The organism is Cognatundibacterium crateris (genome assembly GCF_010078235.1).
Taxonomy (GTDB): Bacteria; Pseudomonadota; Gammaproteobacteria; order Burkholderiales; family Burkholderiaceae_D; genus Undibacterium; species Undibacterium crateris.
Genome location: NZ_JAABOS010000002.1, coordinates 454,019 through 473,884, shown reverse-complemented (window position 1 = coordinate 473,884; position 19,866 = coordinate 454,019). Strand labels below are relative to the sequence as shown.

The window sequence follows — 19,866 nt, the reverse complement described above, 5'->3', positions numbered from 1 at the left end:
ACTCCTGTATTTCCAATTGATGTACCAAGCCTGAAGGGTTAGCCAGCTGCCGCTGTGACCCGCTTACGAAGTGGAATTGATCGATTTATTTGTCTGCAGTTTTTCATCCCAATTGATTTTCCACGCTATAAAATCTTTACTCGCCATCGGTTTGGCGATGAAATATCCCTGCACTTCATCGCAGCCCGAATTGGCGATTAAATCCCAGTCCTGCTGTTTTTCCACACCTTCCGCCACCAGATTGAGGCGGAAGATTTTTCCTAACTGAATACTCGAACCCAGGATGGCACGTGCGCCCTCATCTTTGGTCGCACCATTCACAAAAGCGCGGTCCACCTTGAGTTCAGTGACGGGTAACTGCTTGAGATTTTCCATGGTCGAGAATCCGGTGCCGAAATCATCAATCGACAGACCAAATCCTTTTAAACGCAGACGTGTCAGTATCTCCAGACTCAGGGTCAGATTTTCCATCAGCCTGCTCTCAGTCAATTCCAGCGTGATGTGATCAGGCGTGACACCGGCGGCCAGCACGATACGTTCAAATTCCTCGGGCAGATCCAGCTGATCCAGGTCATCCATAGAGACATTGACCGACACCTTGAAATCATGTCCCTGCTGCAGCCATAGCCCTAACTGCTGCGCTGCTTTTTTCAAGACTTCATGTGTGAGCACATCAATCATGCCATGCGCTTCCAGTACCGGCACAAAGCTGGCCGGGCCGATGATGCCGCGTTCGTGATGACGCCAGCGTGCCAGGCATTCTGCACCCACCACCCGTTTGTCATGTACCGAGACCTTGGGTTGGAAAAATACTTCTACGCAGTCTTCGGCAAGACCTTGTTGCAGCTCGGCCAGCGTCAAAACCGCTTCTGTCTTGTACGGCACCTGACGTGGCAGGCTTTGTTTTTGTTGTACCAGTGCCAGCTCCAGCAAGTCTGGTAGCAAGGGTTTTTTCAACGCAGCGAGTAAACGCAAGCCATAAGCACGTACCAGGCTCTCAGCCGCTTTCAGTAAGTTATGATCCACGCTACTGATCAGCACGATGGAACCGGTATAGGATTGCTCAGCTACCAGGCGCAGGAAGCTAATGCCATCCATGCCATTCAGATGCAGGTCACACAGAATAATCTCGGGTTGATAGGTGCGTATCATGGTTAAAGCCTGATGCCCGTCCAGACAAGACATGATGCGGGTCACGCCCAGCTTACGCAGACAGGCGCAGGCAATATCGAGATGACTGGGATCGTCTTCCAGAACCAGCACATGCAGATCGGAAAAGTTATTAGCGTGGTTGGGCTGCGCGCTGGTATTTTGCTTCACTTTGCCTGCCGTCGCTTCTTCCAGATACTGATGTACCGCCTTTTCTATGTCGATGAACTCATGATGCAGCCACTGTATCAGGGATTGCGCCTCGTCCAGGTTAGGCTGAGCGCGCAGCATTTCCAGCTTGTGGCAGGCATCAGCAAACTGATGTGCACCGACAGTACGGGCACTGGATTTAAGCTTATGTCCTAGCGCCGCAATCAGTTGTATATCCTTGCTCTTGAAGGCTTGCTCCAGATCTTGCAGACCATGATCGGCCGATTCGATAAATTTCCGCGCGAACTTGCCGATTTTTTCAGGATGATTACCCAGTTGTTTTTCCAGTACCCCCAGATCAATACGTGAAGTCTGGCTGGAGTGGAAGCTGGCCGCCTGTTCTTCCAGATGGGCTAAGGGCTGGTCCTGCGGCAAATGACTGAGCCAGCGCAGTATGGTAGTGAACAACACTTCCGGAATAAATGGCTTGGCGATGAAATCATTCATCCCGGCACCCAGACATTGCAGCCGGTCTTCGTTCATCGCATTGGCGGTCATCGCGATCACCGGCAGATGGGCAAATTTATCCTGCGCGCGTATTTTGCGGGTCGCCTCCAGGCCATCCATGACTGGCATCTGTATGTCCATCAGTATGCAATCGACCGCCTTGTCAGCCAGGATATCCAGCGCTTGCTGACCATCACCTGCCAGTAATACCGTCAGATCTGCGCTTTCCAGTAATTCCGATGCGATTTGCTGATTGAACTGATTATCGTCGACCACCAGTACCGTAATACGTTCGCGCTCATTGACCAGCAAACGCAGCTTGGTATTACTCATATTTTCTTCCAGCGGCTCAGGTGGTGCGACTTCCTGTTTCGCTGCGGATAAATGGACGGTGCACCAGAAGGTACTGCCCTTACCGACCTCACTGTTGACGCCAACATCACCGCCCATCAGACGGGCCAGTTGCTTGCTGATCGCCAGACCCAGGCCGGTGCCGCCATATTTGCGCGTGGTGGAGCTGTCGGCCTGTTCAAAAGAACGGAACAATTTGCTTTGCTGCTCCTCACTCATCCCTATACCGGAATCCTGCACTTCGAAACGCACCAGCCAGCCATCGGCTGCATCATTCACTTTACGCGCCCGGACCACAATTTCTCCACTCTCGGTGAATTTCAGTGCATTGTTGGTGTAGTTAATGAGGATTTGGCTAAGACGTAAAGGATCGCCGTGCATGTGATTGGCGAGCACAGGATCGACATCAAAATTCAGGACGATATTACGGCCTATCAGCTTATTGCTCATCATGCTGGCGAGATTATTGAGTATCTCATCGAGCCAGAAATCGACTGATTCCAGCGTCAGCTTGCCAGCTTCAATTTTAGAAAAATCGAGGATATCGTTGACGATATGTAGCAGGTGCTGACCGGACAGCTGGATTTTTTTCAGGTAATCGCGCTGTTTCGGATCGGATGTCGCAGCCATCGCCAGATAAGTCATGCCCAGCACGCCATTCATCGGGGTGCGGATTTCATGACTCATATTCGCAATGAAATTGCTCTTAGCCTCATTGGCCGCCTCTGCCTGCAGCCTTGCCTGTGCCAGCTCTGCGGTACGGCTGACCACCAACTCTTCCAGGTGATGTCGGTGTTTATCGAGCTCTTCGCCCAGCCTTTTTTTGTCGGTAATATCTTCCTGCACCGAGACATAATGCGTAATGCTGCCATCTTCCTGACGCAGCGGGGTGATGATCGCATACTGGATAATCTGGCTACCGTCTTTACGCTGATTAACAAATTCGCCTTTCCAGATTTGTCCCCGCTGCAGCGTAGCAAACAGATGTTCACGCTGCTCCTGTCGCAAGCTGCGGGTCCCTATCATCGCCGGTGTTTTTCCTATCAGTTCTGCTCTGCTATAGCCGAAAGTTTTGACAAAGGCTTCGTTCACATATTCAATCTGATATTGCACATTGGTGATAATGATGGTTTCCGGACTTTGCTCCACTGCCAGCGATAATTTGTGCAGTTGGGCTTCGGCTACTTTGCGTTCAGTGATGTCCTGAATCTGGAAAACAAAATGGGCGGCTTTGCCATCTTTACCCCGCACCACACTCACATTCAATTGCGTCCAGATATCATGCTGGTCGCGATGCAGATAACGTTTTTCCAGCTGTAAAGTGGGACGTATACCTTTAATCACTTCCTGTAACAGCGCACGGTCAGTCACATTGTCGGATATCGGTGCAATCAGATCAAAGCCTTCGCGCATGAAATCGGCTTCGCTCCAGCCCAGCATGTCGCAGAAGGCGCGGTTCACTTTCAGGAAGCGCATGTTGAGATCAATCAGCGCCATTCCTATCGGTGACGCCACAAAGGTTTGCTCCAGTTGCGCATCGCTTTCATGCTGGCTGGCTTCTGCCAATTTGCGCTCAGTGATGTCCTGCACGATGCCGGTCAGGCGTTCCACCCGGCCGCTTGCATTGATCAAGCGGTTACCAGGCATCGCCCAGATATAGCGGACTTCGCCATCCGGCAGAATGATGCGATACTCAAAAGGCTGCGCCAGGCTATGCTGTTTAAAGGTATCTGTTTGTCGCGCCGATATTTTTTCCTGATCATCCGGATGCACGGTTTCCCTGATCATGCGCTGGATATCACCTTTGTAGCTGGACAGATCGCGCTTCCAGATACGCATCATTTCATCTGACCAAGTCACTTTATTATTGTCCGGCTCCCATACCCAGTGTCCGACATGTGCGGTCTGTTCCGCTTCACGCAAATCCAGTTCACTCTGGCGCAATGCTTCTTCGGTGCGGCGGCGTTCTGAAATATCCCGGGTAACGGCCAGCACCATGGTGTCTTCATGCACATTGTCGCGGATAGGAACGGCATGGGTTTCCAGCCAACGCCGGCTACCGCGTAAGCCGGTAATTTCAAATTGCAGCAGTCCATTGCCACCTGCAATCGCAGTTTGCATCAGCGCACGAAAATCATCGCGATATTTAGGCGCGACAAAACTGATCAGGGTGTGTTGACGTACACTTTCCAGACTATCTGCTTCCAGCATCGCCAAACCGGCGGAATTCATTTCCAGCAAATCACCGTTCGCATTGACGACTTTTACGCATTCCGGTTCGGCTTCAAAAATCGCACGCAGCCTTTGCTCGCTGCGTTTTAGCCTGGCTTCGGCCTGATGTTTGTAGACAGCCAGTTCGAGCGAAGTACGTAGCTCGCGATCAGTAAAGGGTTTGATGATGTAGCCGAATGCTTCTGATTGTTTGACTCTGGTGAGGGTTGTATCTTCGGCGTCACCGGATAAAAAGACGACCGGGATTTGCTGTTGCGAGTGGATAATCTGGGCGGCTTCGATGCCATCCATTTGCCCTGCCAGCATGATATCCATCAGCACGATATCAGGTTGTAATTCCGTGACCAGTGTGATCGCTTCTTCACCTGTGGTAGTGGCTCCCACCGCGTCAAAGCCCAGTAACTCCAGTTTGAGCTGAATTTGCAATGAGACCAGTTCGTCGTCTTCGACGACCATGACCTTTGATCTTTGTTGGGGTGCAAGCATACATACTCCACTGCAAAAATCGTTTCAGGCACTGCGAACTGGCCTGGGCTTCAATCGGAAATCGCGCGTTTAAAAGAAAGTGATTTCGGTCTCATTCTCTGTACTGGCATCGTCCTTGCCATGATTCCGGTATTCATCCTGCATCGTGTAAGTCGTCTGCAACTCTTCCAGCCAGACCGATGTCGCAGGCAATTCACCAGGCCCGGCGTGAGCCACCTGTTGCTGCAGTTTCTGTATGTCTGTGCGTACCACATCCAGCATTTGTCCTATCCGGTCCTGGAATTGCAGACTGACCAGAGATTCTTCGATATTGCCACGTATCGCACCACCATGTATCAGCAGCTGTTTGGCGGTATCGCCCATACTTTCAACGTGCGACAACACATCCTTGACGACGTGCCCGGAAATTTCCAGTATCTGGCTGTCCTGGCTGGCGGTACGATCGGCCGTGTTCAAGGCGGTTTGCATCACGGCGGATACATTTTTCACCCGCTCTCCCATGCGCCGCCCGGTTTCAGCGGACAGATGGGACAGCTTGCGTACTTCACCCGCCACCACTGCAAAACCACGTCCGTGTTCGCCTACCCTTGCTGCTTCAATGGCGGCATTAATTGCGAGCAGATTCGTCTGGGCGGCAATCTGGCCGACCTCATGTGCCATCGTATCGAGCTCTTTAGTCGATTTCGCCAGTTCACGTATGCAATTGAGCAGCTCATCTTTGCTGGCGATCATTTTTCCTAAAGAGTCAATCACAGGTGTCAGTTCTTTGCGGCAGAGCTGCAGCAGGGTGATAGTCGCATCATTATTCTTGTTCAGTGACATATTGCTGACGTTGCCGAAGCCTGCTGCATCAAGTTCGCTGACCATATGCATGAAACTGTTGATCAGGTTGCCAATTGCAGATTCAGTTTGTTCACGTACTGATTGCACATGCTTTTCCCATAGCGGCAGCACATGGTGCAATAAATTGGCGAGTTCTTCATCTTCCTGAACTGACGGTGTCACACGGTGTAGTGTTGGCTCATCTGCCTGGTCGGTCTGCGTAGTCTGTACCGCACGGAAAAACAGATAGCTGGCGCTAAGTAAGATGCAAGCTAGCGCCAGACTGCTGAACAGAGAGAAATGTTGCCAAAGTAAAATCAGGCTGGACAAAGTCAGCAGTGCAAAAGCGATGCTGACTTGACTATGCTGGCGAAGCGAAAAATTCCACATATTACATTTCCCAAATGAAATACGACGTGAACTTCTACTTACTTAACGGAGCGATGTGAGAGTCTGAACTTAGTCTGTGTGGGAAAGGAATTCCCAGGAAATTCTATGCATCCCAGAAATATATTTCTTTAGGGATTTTTTCCTATCGTTCTATTTTGGACATATTCCAACGAATTGCAATCATTTTGTTATCAAAATTAGCAATAAAATGGAATGCACTAAATCAACAAGTTGTAAAAAAGAGATTATGATTGCACTTATTGCCATTACTTTTTAATTCAAATAGTTTCAGTATTCTTCGATTATTCCGAATAATGCAATAAGGAAACACTCTGCCAGCAAGCGATAAGGCTGTGGTGTATCTCGCGCAGCTTCCGAACGTATTTCCTTCAGGTGTGCTTGTTTTCCGGTAGTCTTAGCACTTGGCGTGGTTTCTACTGTTTTGGACAAAAACAGTGCGCGTCGCGTATTGTGGATAACCGGGACCTGCTAACAGGCCCTGGCCATTTATTTAATTCTTTCCTGCTTTCTTATGCTTCCAGAAAATTCTTCTTTCGCCCAGTCGCCTGCTGACAGCCAGGTGCCAGATTCCGTCATTCCTGAAAAGCAGTTTTTTGTTGTTTCCACCAAGAAATTTGCGATCATGACACTCGCCACCATGGGTTTGTATGCGACCTATTGGTTCTACCGTAACTGGCGCGCTTACCGTGAGTCCAGCGGTGACGATGTCTGGCCAGTGGCTCGCGCGATATTCAACATCTTCTTCACTCATGCTTTGTTCCGTGAAATAGCAGGCAGCCGCCCTCAGCTGGAACAGCTGGCGAGTTGGAATCACCGCTTTCAGGCGCATATGATCGTGTTACTGACGATCTTGATGCGTATTTTTGACCGCATGGCGGGCAAGGGAATTGGTGTGCCTGTGACTGATTTGCTGTCGCTGGCTTTGCTGATACCGTTCACCCTGTTTTTGGTGCAGGTGCAAAGCAAGATAAATCTCGCGATGCGTGATCCTGAAGGCCAGCGCAATGCCCGTTTTGGTGTGGCCAATGTGATCTGGATAGCGCTCGGTATTTTGCTGTGGCTGTCGGTGTTGGACGATATGACCGGCGGCTTCAGTTCTGGTTCCGGTAGCCCGGGCAGTGTGATTATTTAATGCAGACCGGAGTCAGCGATGCAGGAATTCCAGCAGCATGATTTTGCCCAAGTGCGTTTAAGTACAGCGCGGCTGGAATTACGTCCTATGCAGATGGATGATGCCGATGCCTTGTTTGCGATGTGTGCTGATGCCGAGTTTGTGCGCTACTGGAGCGAACCGGCCTGGCAGCACCGGGAGCAGGCTGAGCGTCGTATCCAGCGTGATCTGGATGCCTTACCGCGTGGCGATTATCTCTGTCTGGCTATCGTACGCAAACAGGATGGCGTCTGGCTGGGTAACTGTAGCTTGTTCAGTTTCCTGTGGGAATGCCGCCGCGCTGAGATCGGCTATGGCCTGGCGCGTCCTTACTGGGGGCAGGGCTATATGCAAGAGGCCTTGCAGGCTTTGCTGGCCTATGGCTTTGAGCATTTGCAGTTACACCGTGTCGAAGCGGATATAGATCCGGCTAACCGCGCGTCCGGACAGTCCTTGAAGCGACTCGGTTTTGTGCAGGAAGGTTTGCTGCGCGAACGCTGGATTGTAGATGGCCAGGTGTCTGATTCCGCGCTCTTTGGTTTGTTGCAGCCTGACTGGCTGGCGCTGCAAACGTCAGCAGCCAAGCATGCATCCGTCTAAGGTCAGACGCGAGGCGTTGCATGCGCTGACCGATTTACCGAATATCGCTGCCGCCGGCGCGGCCGATTTACGTCTGCTGGGCATCACCCATCCTCAACAGCTGATTGGTGCATCTGCACTGGACCTGTATCAGCGGCTATGCCTGATGAGCGGACAACAGCATGATCCCTGTGTGCTGGATGTGCTGTTGTCGGTCGTTGATTTCATGAATGGGGCAGAGGCGCAGTCCTGGTGGGCCTATACCAGCCAGCGCAAGCAGATGCTGGCTGCACTGAAATCCGTTTAGGGTTTGCTTAGCTCGAATACCAGCACACCACGCGCCGGTACGTTCAGTGCCTGCGATAAATCGACTTGCTGGCCGCTGAACAGCTCGCGGCCACGCGCACCGGCTGGCAGGATTTCAGCATATCTGTTAAGTGCGATCTGGCTGGCGCTGTTGTTCTTATTCATGAACACCATCACCTGTTGCTGGCCCAGTGTACGTGCATAGCTGTAGACGCCGTTTTCCGGTGCGAAATGCATCAGTTTTCCGCGATGAATTACGGGCTGATGTTTGCGCCAGTTGAGCAGAGTCCTGAGCCAGCTTTGCGCATTTTTCTGTGCCTCCGTCAGACCTGCACCTGTGAAGGCATTGACGGCATCCCCGCTCCAGCCGCCGGGAAAATCACGCCGCGCCGCGCCGTCATTTCTCTCTTTGGCACTGGTCATCAGTATCTCGGTACCGTAATACAGTTGTGGTGTGCGTGGCATAGTCGCGAGATACACCAGCGCCATCCGTGTCAGATCCCAGTCTTCATTGAGCACCGTGTACAGGCGGCTCAGATCGTGATTGCCTTCAAACAGTACCAGTCGGGCCGGGTCAGGATAAAACTGGTCATTGACCAGAGCTTCATACAGGCTGTTGAAACCGGCATTCCAGGATTCACTGGCACTCAGGGCCTTCATCAGTGCATCCTGCAAAGGGAAGTCCATCATACTGGGCATAGAAGAGACATAGCCATCCGGATTCACTTTGCCGCGTAACCAGCGCGCTACGACATTGGGATTGGTGCTCCATTCTTCACCGACCATAGTGAAATGCGGGTACTCCTGCAAAATGCGGCGCGACCATTGCGCCAGAAAGCCGGGATCGGAATAGCTATAAGTGTCGGTGCGTATGCCGGACAGCCCGGCGTACTCTATCCACCAGATACTGTTCTGAATCTGATATTGCGCCAGCACAGGATGGGCATTGTTCAGATCCGGCATATGCGCACTGAACCAGCCCTGAGTAAAATTCTGTTTATCCACACTGGCGGCATAGGGGTCGCTGACTGTGGTACGCGCATGTGCGGTCGGCACGAATTTGCCCTGGTAAGTGATCCAGTCCGGTGCTGGCAGATCGCGCATCCACCAATGCTGATCACCAATGTGATTCAGCACGACATCCTGGATTACGCCTATGCCGTGGCGGCGCGCCTGCTGTACCAGTTCCCGGTACTCTGCATTGCTGCCTAGCCGCGCATCGATGCGGTAAAAATCGGTCGCTGCATAGCCATGATAGGAATACTGAGGCTGATTATTTTCCACCACCGGCGTCGGCCAGATCATGGTGTAGCCCATGTCGGCGATATACGGCAGATGTTGCTGTATGCCAGCCAGATCACCGCCATGGCGGCCTGCGCTGTCGTCGCTGCGATCCAGTTTGTCAGTAAAACCGGTCAGCACGTCATTGGCCGGATTGCCGTTCGCGTAGCGGTCAGGCATCAGATTCAGGATCACATCCTGAGGGCCAAAACCACGGCGCCGGGCGGAGCCCGGTTCTCTTGCCTTGAACTCATAGTCGGTCTCCGCCTTGATTCGGCCGCTGCCATCAACAAAGCGAATATGCCGTTTGCCTGCCCGCATGGCGGCACTGAGTTCCAGATCGATGATCAGGTAATTCGGATTCGGCATAGCCTGTACTTTTCGCACGCTCAGGCCTGTGCCACTGATTTGTGGTCGCGTCAGCCCGATCTGATCCCCATGCACCATCAACTGCAGCTGGCGACTCTGCATGCCGGACCACCAAAATGGTGGTTCTATCCTGTCCAGTGCCGCCAGTCCGCCCGCCAGCGTTGGCAGGGTACTGAACAGCGCGGTGCAGCAAAATAGTGTTTGTGCACTTCGGTACAGACGGCTAAGTGTAAACATGATGTCTCCTGAATGTAGTTTTGTTACATAATTGCCGTGTATTGTAAGAAGAATTCTCTGCTCCGCAACCAAATTGACGATCATATTTGCGATTTCCTGTCGCAATTTAAGTCTATGCGTGGATTGATGTAATAAAACTAGTTATTGAGAACTGAGTTTCGGGAAGAGGATGTTTTTGCCTGAAGAAAAAGAAACTTCAGAATCTGTCTTTGCGGCGCATCAAATGATGGTGCAAAAATTGCTAGTGAATTTGAAACTGTGTAGTATCTGTAAGACTTAGCGACAATGTCTACGCACGCTCGCCGCAGTGACAGTTGCTACGCATTGATCATTGACCAGAAATCCGCCCAGCCATCAGTTTCTTCCCTTAGTGTGTTATTTCTGAATTCAGGCTGGCAGAACCCGAAATTCTATGCAGCATGCATGTTGATATGCCCGGAAACAAGAAAGGATAGCTATGGCGTCGCCACCTCTTGCAACTGAACAAATTCCGCCGGATGAAGCACATTACATCAATGATTTACGCAAACGTCTGAAGGCAAAAATTCAGCGCGAATATCCGCAAGGTGTGATGCGCAGGGATGCGCATCCTAAGATGCATGGATTGGTCAGGGCGTATTTCATCGTCGAGCCGGATCTGCCAGCAGATTTGCGCGTCGGCGTCTTTCAGGAGCCTCGCAGGTATAAATCCTGGATACGCTTTTCCAATCAGAATGGCACGATACAGCCGGATATCAAGAGCGACATCCGCGGCATGGCCATCAAACTGATGGGGGTGCCAGGCAAGAAATTGCTGGAAGCGGAACAGGATGCGGAAACCCATGATTTCATCCTCATCAGCACCGATGTGTTTGTGACGGCCAATGTCAAAGAATTCGCGGGTCTGATCAAGTCTATGACTAGCGGTGTCTTGTCCACCATCTGGTATTTCCTGACCCATTGGCGGGTCTCGTATAACCTGTGGCATTCCATGCTGAAGTTTGCCAATCCTCTGCATATTTCTTATTTCAGCACCACCCCTTACCTGTATGGTGACAAAGCGGTTAAGTATGCCGTCGTACCCAGCACCAAGTCGATCGACCACTTACCGGATCAACCTAAAGATGATTTCCTGCGCCGTGCCATGATCAAGCAATTGTCGAAAGAAGATGCGGTATTCGACTTCATGATACAGGTACAGACCGATGCGGAAAAAATGCCGATCGAAGATCCGGGCAAATTATGGCCAGAGACGCTGTCGCCATTTATTAAGATCGCCACCATCCGTATCCCGCGCCAGAATTTCGATTCTGAACCGCAGCGTGATTTCGGCGAAGAGCTGTCATTTACGCCCTGGCATGCACTGCCTGAGCATCGCCCGCTGGGAGGCATTAACCGTGCGCGTAAAATCGTGTATGACGCGATTTCGGCATTCCGGCACGAGCATAATCACACCCCGCGTAAAGAGCCGGACAGCTGGAATATTCCCGGCGTGGACCCGCTCGATCAGCAGACCCAGGCCAGTCGTTTTTTATGGGGTAATACCACCAGCTTTACGTCGGATCAATAACGCCGCGTGCGATCATCCTCAGTGCGGTCATGCTGGGGATGAAAAAATATTCGCCGCCACGGGTTTCCACGAAGCGCGGAATACGCGCCAGGATGTAAGGTGCATCCTCGCTGGCCGGATCAACCTGCAGCACCGCCTTACTCGCAAAACGCGGATCGCTGCTGTGATTGCCGAGTATGATTTCCTTATCGTTGGCTGCCTTGAAATCATTGCCGTAATTAATCCACTGCTGCTGCACGAATTCAAACTGCCGGTTAATGTCGGCATTCAGCATCATGATGATGATGCCGTGATTGCCGTCATCGCGCTGGCGGTCACGTACGGCACCGTAAGGCAGGCCACGGCGCAGGATACGGCGCCGGTTGACCAGTGCGCCTGGCGTGTCAAACGCACCTGTGATACGTTTCAATGAGCCGGGTGGATCGCCGGGATCACGTCCCATTTCCAGCGAGGCACGCGGATTAATGCGGCGCAGATGTGAACTGAACGGGCATTTACCACCGCTCATATCGGCATCATAGGTAAAGTCACTCAACATCCTGTCCTGCTGTTCCGGCGTGGCCGTCGCAAAGCGCGCATCGAAGGCCTGTTTAGCTGCTGCATCTGGCGCTGATACCAGCGGCGCACCGTTATCGCGCCAGCGTCCGACAAATTTCGCTGCCAGTAATTCCGGACCACCAGGATATTTTTTTCCTTCCTGTTGCAGATATTTTTCGAAGCTTGCTACGTTTTCATGCAGCTTGCGATACACCATATAGGTGCCGTTACGTACCAGCAGGATAGGCAAGGGTGCGGGCGGATACTCATGTGCCTCATCCACATGACCGAGCAGGAATTCACCGGTCGCCAGCGGTGCCCAGCTGCCGTCTGCCATCTGTTTGCCACGGCCACGTACGCGGTCCGCATCGTAAGGCACGCCTTCAAACACCGGATCACCGATGCCATCGGTATAGCCGAAATGTTCTTTGGCGGTCGGCATGCCGTTTTCCATCACCAGGTTCACTTCCTGATAATCGAGCAGTTCGCCATTGTCACCGCGATTCCCGCCGAGTATTACCACCCCGCCTTCACTGTGCCGGACTTCGTCCAGCAGCCATTGATAGCCTTGTTCCAGAAATTCAGTACAGCTTTGCATGGCTTGTGCCACACCCGCCACATCGGCTGTGGCTGGCGCTGGTGCGCGCGCATTCAGCAAGACCGTGATGTGTACATCTTTCTCGCGCGTGACCCGGTTGTCACGCCAGATCGGGTCCCAGCGTTCCGGTGAACTCGGGCCATCATCACCGAGAATATCGCGCCTGTGCTTCATACCTTCAATAAATTCCGGCGAAAAATCGACTAGCGAGGCGCGTGGCAATTCCAGCTCTTTCAGACCCTGATAAGTGAAGGCGATATTCACGGCACAATCCGGTGGCTGTATCGCATTTGGTCCGCTGCCCCAGTTGACGGCGGTAGTCACGCGCTGAGTGATGCGTCCTACGAATTGACGTGCGCGGGCGCTGTGGCGGATATTCAGAAACACATAGCGGCCTTTGGGATAACCAAAGCGTGCGTAAGCGCGCAGGATATGGCCTTGGATATCGGATAAATCCAGTTCTTGAGTCATGGTCTTGTTCCCCGTATGGCGTTACAGACGATATTGTCCCGGAGCCCAGGTCGGGCTTTGCACATGTTCCGCCTGCACTTTGTGCATGAACTCGCGGTAGCGGGCGCGCAGTTCGGCGGCGGGTAAGCCCTGATGGGCGGTGGCAAAACGGGCGAACTCCTGTTTCAGATACAGCGCTTTGAGCTGTTCCGCCAGCGGCAAGTCATTCGAGCCCACAAAGAACAGCGAAGTCTTGAGCTGGCATTGCCGTATATAGGCTGTGAAACTGCGCGCATCCTGCACCCGTTCAAAGCCATAGCAGTGTTGCCAGACTTCGCGTATGCGCTGGTTGATGGCTTCCCACATGCCGCGTAAATAGGCATCCGGCTCACCCGAGGGACCGCAATGAAAATTGGTGGTGAATACCAGATAGGCCGATTGCAGATGCTCTTCGACCGGCATTACACTGCGGCGCAGACCATCCGGTACCACCGGCAGATAATCCGACCAGGTATCCGGCGCGCAGCCGCCAGGCAGGGATTCAGTGACCACATCGTCCAGCACGAAAAAGCGACACAGATAAGTCTCAGGCACCAGTGCCATCGGGCTGTTGAATTCCTGATTCCAGCTTTGCAGCAGATCGCGGACCAGATCCGCATGCGAGATTTCACGTCCCGCCACCAGACCATTACGGATAGGGGAGAGTACGGTCAGACCGTAAGCATTACCAAATACATTAGCCATGAGGACGCTCCTGATCGAGTTGACCCGCGTGCCAGCGCACCCGCTTCTCCACCTGCGCGGCAGACATACTGATGATGGGGGTCGGGTGCATTTCACCCAGATCATGCTGCAGACCGCGCAGCAAGGCCTTATACCGTCTTTCAAACTCTTGGTCGCTGCCCTGATCGACTGTGCGGTTAAACGCGAGCAGACTTTCCCTGACGGTCTGAGCTGACTTGATATCGTTGGCTGCGGCCAGCGGATAGGCGCTGTAATAGTGGATGGTTTCGAGCTGGTTGTACTGAATATAGCGATGGAAAGGGGTTAAAGCGACCGACTTGGAATAGCGTATATTCCATTTCCAGAACAGATCGAGCCCGCCCGGTATCGCGAAGGTGAACGAGTCCACATACTGATCCCAGCTGCCATTGAAATTACTGAAAAACAGCATGTAGCTGTACTTCAGTTTTTCTTTAGGCTGCTCAGGCGAGACATGCGGAAATTGCTTACGTCCGACAATCACCCAGCGCGCGTAATGGATTAAAGACAGTGTGATCAGACCTTGCAAAGTGCTCGGGCGTTTCAGTGCAACCCAGAAAAACAACTTATTCACCCATGCCGTGTACCAGCGTACTGGTGTGATGACATTCATCGCATAGGCTTTACCGGCAATGTTCGACATATTCGTCTCCCAAATAGCGAGTCCGTTGGAAATTCGTAGTAAGGGGATACTGTGAATGTAGCGGTGCAGCGGTGCAGCATTAAAGCGCGGATCAGCATAGCATATTGCCAAAACGGAAGCTTGTCATTTTTATCTTGATGTTGTCATGATGTTGCGATGATGTTGTTAAATTCACGCAGACTTACTGCATAAAAAAACCCGCCAGCTGGCGGGTTGAGTGTGTTTGAAAACGCTGACTGTTACTTGACTTCAGGACGCGCATCGATTGCTGGCAGCACTTTCACGCGTAAGGCGCTGGCCTGGCCCGCAGAGCGGTAGACCCTGTGATTCGCTTTGATAAAGTCGCTGGCCTTGGCTTCGTAGATATTCGGCACAAAGGTTTGCGGATTGCGGTCTATGAAGGGGAACCAGGAAGACTGCACCTGCACCATGATTTTGTGACCGCGTTTAAAGGTATGCAGCACATCATTGATGCTGAAGCGCACCGGCGTGATCTGTCCCGGCACCATAGCCAGAGGCTGACTGAAACTTTGGCGATAACGCGCACGGAAAGGCTCGCCACGCACCAGAGTTTGCTGATGACCGCGTTGTACGCCTTGTTCTTTCAGATCGGGAGGCGATACGTCGATCAGCTTGACCACGAAGTCGGCATCGCTGCCAGTCACGCTCACAAACAAATCGGCTTCCAGCGGTCCAGCCAGCGTGACATCCTGCTCCAGCACATCCGTTTCCCAGCTCAGTACATCGGGACGGCTGCTGGCAAAGCGCTGGTCAGCAGCGACATAATTTTTACTCCAGCCATTCATGATCTCAGTGGTGTAGGGCACAGGTTTGGCCGGGTCGCTCAGGTATTCATCAAAGGCCGGTTGCTGTTCGGCCGGTGCACTGAAACGCAGCTTGCCATCGGCATGGAAATACAGAGTCTGATCTTTGACTTGCTGCGGCGGCCAGCTGTCAAAACCACGCCAGCGGTTGGCACCGGTTTCAAACATCCAGGCTTCCGGCAAACGCGGCTGCTCAGCGCCTTTCAGATGGTGACGGAAAAACGCCAGCTCGACGGGCTGATAATTGTTCACCGTCTTGTAGCCAAAGTGCGCATCGCCAACCTGATCGCCATTGCTGCGGGTCCAGCCACCATGTATCCAGGGCCCGATCACCAGGGTGTTCTGGATGCCGGGATTGAGTTTTTCTATCGCCTTATAGGTCTGCAAAGGCCCATATAAATCTTCGGTGTCATACCAGCCGCCCACGGTCAGCACCGCTGCCTTGATATTTTTCAGATGCGGCAGCAGATTACGGCTTTGCCAGAACTGGTCATAATCGGGATGCGCGATGATGTCGTTCCAGAACGGGATACCACCCTTAAAGTGGTTTGCATTCACATTCGTCAGCGGTCCCAGTTTCAGGAAAAATTCATAGGCATCCGGTGTGCCGTAATTGAATTCGCGCCAGCCGCGTTTTTCTGTCGGTTCCGGACGCGGTACCCCGAAGCTGTGAAAGAAGGTAAATGCCATAGACAGATTCAGCGCACCGTTTCTATGCATATCATCGCCGCGGAACCAGTCAGCTATCGGTGCCTGCGGTGAAATCGCCTTCAGCGCCGGATGGCTGTCGATTGCACCGGCCGAGGTATAAAAACCGGGATAGGAAATACCCCATTGCCCGAACTTGCCATTTTGCTGAGGCAGGTGCCTGATCAGCCAGTCTATGGTGTCGTAAGTGTCTGAGCTTTCATCGACATCATTGCTGCCACGTTTGACATCGATATGCGGCCGCATATTGAGGAACTCGCCTTCCGACATATAGGTGCCACGCACGTCCTGGAATGCAAAAATATAGCCTTCTTTTTCATACTCAGCGGTCGGTCCCAGCATGCCCTTATACTGATCCGCGCCATACGGTGCGATCGAATACGGTGTACGCACCATCAGCACCGGATAAGTCTTTTTGCGATCCGCATCATTCGGCACATACACCGAAGTAAACAAGCGTTTGCCATCGCGCATGGGGATACGGTATTCGAATTTGGTGTAATGCTCGCGGATGTAATCGGCGCGCTGCTTGAGCGGATCGACACGCGCATCCTGACTGGCAGCGGCTTGTGGCGCAGCAGATACCGGCAGCGTAGCGCCGGCGACAACAAAAGCGGCCAGCACACTGGCCAGCAATGGAGTAGATTTCATGAAGTTCCTGTCAGAGCTGAGGCATGAGAAACCGGGAACTGCCCTCACATCAGACAGGCAGCGGCTTGCAGGCTTAGTATGCCAGAGCGCCTGGAAGTTCCATGCGCAGTGTGGAAATATATAAATACGACTAATAAAAAGTCACTGCCATTCCTGTCAGATCAAAAGTAGTCGGGCACATTGCAAAATAACGCGCCTGTCCTAAGCCTGTTCAATGGCAGAAAGATAGTATGAAAAAAATCAAAAGACTTCTGTGATTTCACATGCAATGCATGCCGAACTAATTAGGGAGAGAAGCCCATAAATAGAATGACGCTAACACGACACCTACCACGTATCCGCTAAACATGATAGCAACATAGAAAAGATCATTTTTTGATTCGTTCATTTTCATAAGCTCTCAACATTATTTTGAAAGATATCGTTCGAAGATTTTCACTTTGCCTATCTGAGCAGATGCGCAAACGGAAATTAGTCAGGTGCTGACAGTTTCCATTTTGTCAGAACGTTGGGAACGTTTCATGCACATTGTGGAAATAAACTCACAGTTTTCATGCAGACTTTTGTCTGATACGTCTTATTCCAGTCGTGCTGCGATAAAGCCGCCTAACGCCGCACATAAAATAAGTACGAAATACAGCACGAGTACTAACTTCGATTTTTTGATACCGGTTGCGTTATTTTTTTCTTCACTGACTTCAATGCTCATCGGTGCAGCCTTTCATTGCAGAGGTCCGTAAAACTCACCTTGAACATACCAGTCGGCTGGAATTTTCCGATACAGGCTGAACAAAATAAGGATATCCCCGGCAGCACCAATTAAATTAAAAATGGATACCCAGGAAAGCAGACCTACGTAAGATGGAATATAGAACGCAAGTATAAACGGCAATACCGTCAACACAAAAATGGGGAAAACTAAAGCAAAAAAATATCGGTTGCGACTGAGTAAACCCTGATACGAAACATAGGGGAAAACAGATTTCGGATCAAATCCTATATATGTGTGCTGACTGATGCCCATACGCGGAAATGCCAGCAAATGACATATTTCATGCACGACCAGTACCGATAACAATATCAAAAATCCCTGCAACGGATTCAGGCGGAAAATCGCGTTAATCTGTTTGAATGACCAGAATTGTGTCCAGATCACATAAGCTAATGGCATGAATAAAAGCGTACCTAAGGCTGAGGCTTTCACATGCAAATTCACATAGTCAAAGCCAAACCGGTGCGGCGTGATTTTTACTTCATCAATTGGTGGCGGTAAGCCTAAGCGAAATTTCATAAATACTAAGCTAAATTCTCGGGAAGTCCATGGGCCTGTTCGCATTTAAATTGCGTGTCTTGTCAGACCGGATGTAAAGCAGCCGAAGGCAGCTCACTCATCCTCTTCCGGCCGGTATTCCGGTAGCGGGGCTTCGATGTCGGTGATGCTGTCTTTGCCTTTGGCCTTGGCTAGCTGCAGGGCTTGCGTCGCTCTTTGCAGCATGATGTCGGGCGTATCCTTGATGGCGTTGGTGGTGAGGCCGGTACAGAAGCTGATTTGTAATCCGGGTGCGACGGCATTCCAGTCGCACTGGCTGACACGTTGTTTGAGGCGGGCGATGGCTTTCAGGCTTTGGTCCAGCCAGGTGGTTGGCATGATGATGGCAAATTCATTGGCGGCGACCCGGCCGAAAGAATCCAGCGTACGTAACATGGTCAGCGCTTCTTTGGCCACCATTTGCAGCACTTGTTTGGCGACGGCCTGTCCATGTTGTTCCAGTATCAGTTCCAGCCCGTCGATGCTGATCACAGCCAGCGTAAAGGTGTGGCCGGTACGGTAAGAGCGCGCCAGCTCTGAATCCAGATATGACAGCAGGGTGCGCCGGTTATAAGCACCGGTCAGGTGGTCGTGTTCGGTGAGGCTGTCTAACTGCTTCAGCAATTGCTCCAGATTCGGCACCAGATTGTCCTGTTTGCCGTGGACTTTAATGTCCTCGATCAGCCGGGTCAGCTGTGACCGCGCATGCTGCAAGGGTTGTTGCGAATCTGTTGGCATGTCCTCTCCGACGGGATTGCTGGTGGCCTGTCAGGCCGGGTATGGTTTGGTCCTGCGTATCCTGGATGCGCCTGCAGAGTTAGCGGATGTCACTTACAATAGCGCGGCCTTACTTTAGCATTTTGTCAGCCATAACACTATCGTGATTCCAGCCGTCTCTCCTTGTCAAGCTGTGCAGAGTGATCTGTTTCCCGGTATCCGTTTATGGATGAAGCGGGATGATTTGCTGCATCCTGAGGTGTCTGGCAATAAATTCCGTAAGCTCAAATATTCTCTGCTGGCCTTGTCGGGTCAGCCGTTGGTACTCAGCATGGGGGGCTTATGGTCTAACCATTTGCACGCACTCGCGCATGCTTTACAACTGCGCGGCATGCAGGGACGTTTCCTGGTGCGTGCACATGCGGGGATGGACAGTGCGATGCTGGCCGATTGCCGCGCGTTGGGTATGCAGCTGGTGTGCGTGAGCCGCGAGGATTACCGTCGTTTGCGTCAGGAACCGGATTTCTGGCGCCAGTACGCGCAGCCTGATGAGGGATATAGCGAGGCGGTCTGGCTGCCGGAAGGCGGCAGTGCCGCGAGCGCTTTGCATGGCGTGGCTGAGCTGGTGCCTGAACTGGAGCAGGAATTAGGTTTTTTACCTGATCATGTCTGGCTGGCAGCTGGAACCGGTGCCACTGCCGCCGGGGTGCTGGCAGGCATGCGCGGACGTGGTCAGGTTACAGCAGTGGCGAGTTTTCCAAATGCGGCTTATCTGCAACAGGAGGTGGCGGATTTGTTACGTCAGGCTGGCTATCCGCAATGGCAGAATTTCCAGCTGCTGACCGATTTTCATCACGGTGGGTATGCGCGGATGTCGCCTGAATTAACTGAATTTTGTAAAAATTTTTATGCCAGCACTGGTATCCCGACGGAACCCGTCTACACTGGCAAGATGTTGTATGCATTGCATCAGCTTTGCCTGAACGGCTTGGTTCCGCCGAGGCAGACGGTGGTGGCAGTGCATACCGGTGGCATGCAGGGTGTGCGTGGTTTTCCGGGTTGGGCCTCATTCTGAGTGGATTTTTCGT

Annotated in this window: 14 protein-coding genes; 5 read left to right on the top strand and 9 right to left on the bottom strand. The window is 52.1% G+C overall.

The features are described from left to right. Positions 1-63: 63 nt before the first annotated feature. Positions 64-4,875, bottom strand: coding sequence for a response regulator (locus EYB48_RS05330; RefSeq protein WP_162019264.1), 4,812 nt, complete (start codon positions 4,873-4,875; stop codon positions 64-66). Positions 4,876-4,944: 69 nt separating this feature from the next. Continuing rightward, positions 4,945-5,607: a methyl-accepting chemotaxis protein gene (locus tag EYB48_RS19505; protein ID WP_235934939.1), complete on the bottom strand. Its 663-nt coding sequence runs from the start codon at positions 5,605-5,607 to the stop codon at positions 4,945-4,947. A 1,012-nt stretch (positions 5,608-6,619) separates the two neighbouring features. Between EYB48_RS19505 and EYB48_RS05320 the strand changes: the two genes are divergently transcribed. The 3 genes from EYB48_RS05320 to EYB48_RS05310 are packed head-to-tail and all read left to right on the top strand — an operon-like array spanning position 6,620 to position 8,144. Continuing rightward, entirely contained in the window at positions 6,620-7,240 is a 621-nt protein-coding gene (locus tag EYB48_RS05320; RefSeq protein ID WP_162019262.1) for a hypothetical protein, read from the top strand. 18 nt (positions 7,241-7,258) lie between these two features. Then, on the top strand, positions 7,259-7,858 hold the full coding sequence (locus EYB48_RS05315) for a GNAT family N-acetyltransferase (RefSeq protein ID WP_162019261.1): 600 nt from the start codon (positions 7,259-7,261) through the stop codon (positions 7,856-7,858). Next, positions 7,845-8,144: a helix-hairpin-helix domain-containing protein gene (locus tag EYB48_RS05310; RefSeq protein WP_162019260.1), complete on the top strand. Its 300-nt coding sequence runs from the start codon at positions 7,845-7,847 to the stop codon at positions 8,142-8,144. Before EYB48_RS05315 ends, EYB48_RS05310 begins: the two co-directional genes overlap by 14 nt. On the opposite strand, the gene EYB48_RS05305 is transcribed toward EYB48_RS05310, so the two are convergent. Further along, positions 8,141-10,030 carry a glycoside hydrolase family 13 protein gene (locus EYB48_RS05305; RefSeq protein ID WP_202927675.1) on the bottom strand — a complete coding sequence of 630 codons (1,890 nt, stop codon included), beginning with the start codon at positions 10,028-10,030 and terminating at the stop codon, positions 8,141-8,143. The two genes, EYB48_RS05310 and EYB48_RS05305, sit on opposite strands and share 4 nt — an antisense overlap. Positions 10,031-10,487: 457 nt before the next feature. Between EYB48_RS05305 and EYB48_RS05300 the strand changes: the two genes are divergently transcribed. Continuing rightward, positions 10,488-11,579, top strand: coding sequence for a catalase family protein (locus tag EYB48_RS05300; protein WP_202927674.1), 1,092 nt, complete (start codon positions 10,488-10,490; stop codon positions 11,577-11,579). On the opposite strand, the gene EYB48_RS05295 is transcribed toward EYB48_RS05300, so the two are convergent. The 6 genes from EYB48_RS05295 to EYB48_RS05270 all read right to left on the bottom strand — a co-directional run bounded on the left by EYB48_RS05295 (position 11,563) and on the right by EYB48_RS05270 (position 18,799). Beyond that, positions 11,563-13,185, bottom strand: coding sequence for a Dyp-type peroxidase (locus tag EYB48_RS05295; protein ID WP_162019259.1), 1,623 nt, complete (start codon positions 13,183-13,185; stop codon positions 11,563-11,565). The two genes, EYB48_RS05300 and EYB48_RS05295, sit on opposite strands and share 17 nt — an antisense overlap. 21 nt (positions 13,186-13,206) lie before the next feature. Further along, complete coding sequence (locus EYB48_RS05290) at positions 13,207-13,908, bottom strand: hypothetical protein (protein ID WP_162019258.1); 702 nt, start codon at positions 13,906-13,908, stop codon at positions 13,207-13,209. Then, positions 13,901-14,569 carry a hypothetical protein gene (locus tag EYB48_RS05285; protein ID WP_162019257.1) on the bottom strand — a complete coding sequence of 223 codons (669 nt, stop codon included), beginning with the start codon at positions 14,567-14,569 and terminating at the stop codon, positions 13,901-13,903. The genes EYB48_RS05290 and EYB48_RS05285 overlap by 8 nt, the downstream gene beginning before the upstream one ends. 239 nt (positions 14,570-14,808) lie before the next feature. Continuing rightward, the gene (locus tag EYB48_RS05280; protein ID WP_162019256.1) at positions 14,809-16,752 is read right to left on the bottom strand and encodes a CocE/NonD family hydrolase; all 1,944 of its coding nucleotides are present in this window, start codon (positions 16,750-16,752) and stop codon (positions 14,809-14,811) included. Positions 16,753-17,473: 721 nt separating this feature from the next. Further along, positions 17,474-18,088, bottom strand: coding sequence for a DUF3267 domain-containing protein (locus tag EYB48_RS05275; protein ID WP_162019255.1), 615 nt, complete (start codon positions 18,086-18,088; stop codon positions 17,474-17,476). A 48-nt stretch (positions 18,089-18,136) separates the two neighbouring features. Then, positions 18,137-18,799: a GGDEF domain-containing protein gene (locus tag EYB48_RS05270; protein ID WP_162019254.1), complete on the bottom strand. Its 663-nt coding sequence runs from the start codon at positions 18,797-18,799 to the stop codon at positions 18,137-18,139. A gap of 172 nt (positions 18,800-18,971) precedes the next feature. On the opposite strand from EYB48_RS05270, the gene EYB48_RS05265 reads away from it, so the two are divergent. After that, on the top strand, positions 18,972-19,853 hold the full coding sequence (locus EYB48_RS05265) for a 1-aminocyclopropane-1-carboxylate deaminase/D-cysteine desulfhydrase (RefSeq protein WP_162019253.1): 882 nt from the start codon (positions 18,972-18,974) through the stop codon (positions 19,851-19,853). Positions 19,854-19,866 lie beyond the last annotated feature (13 nt).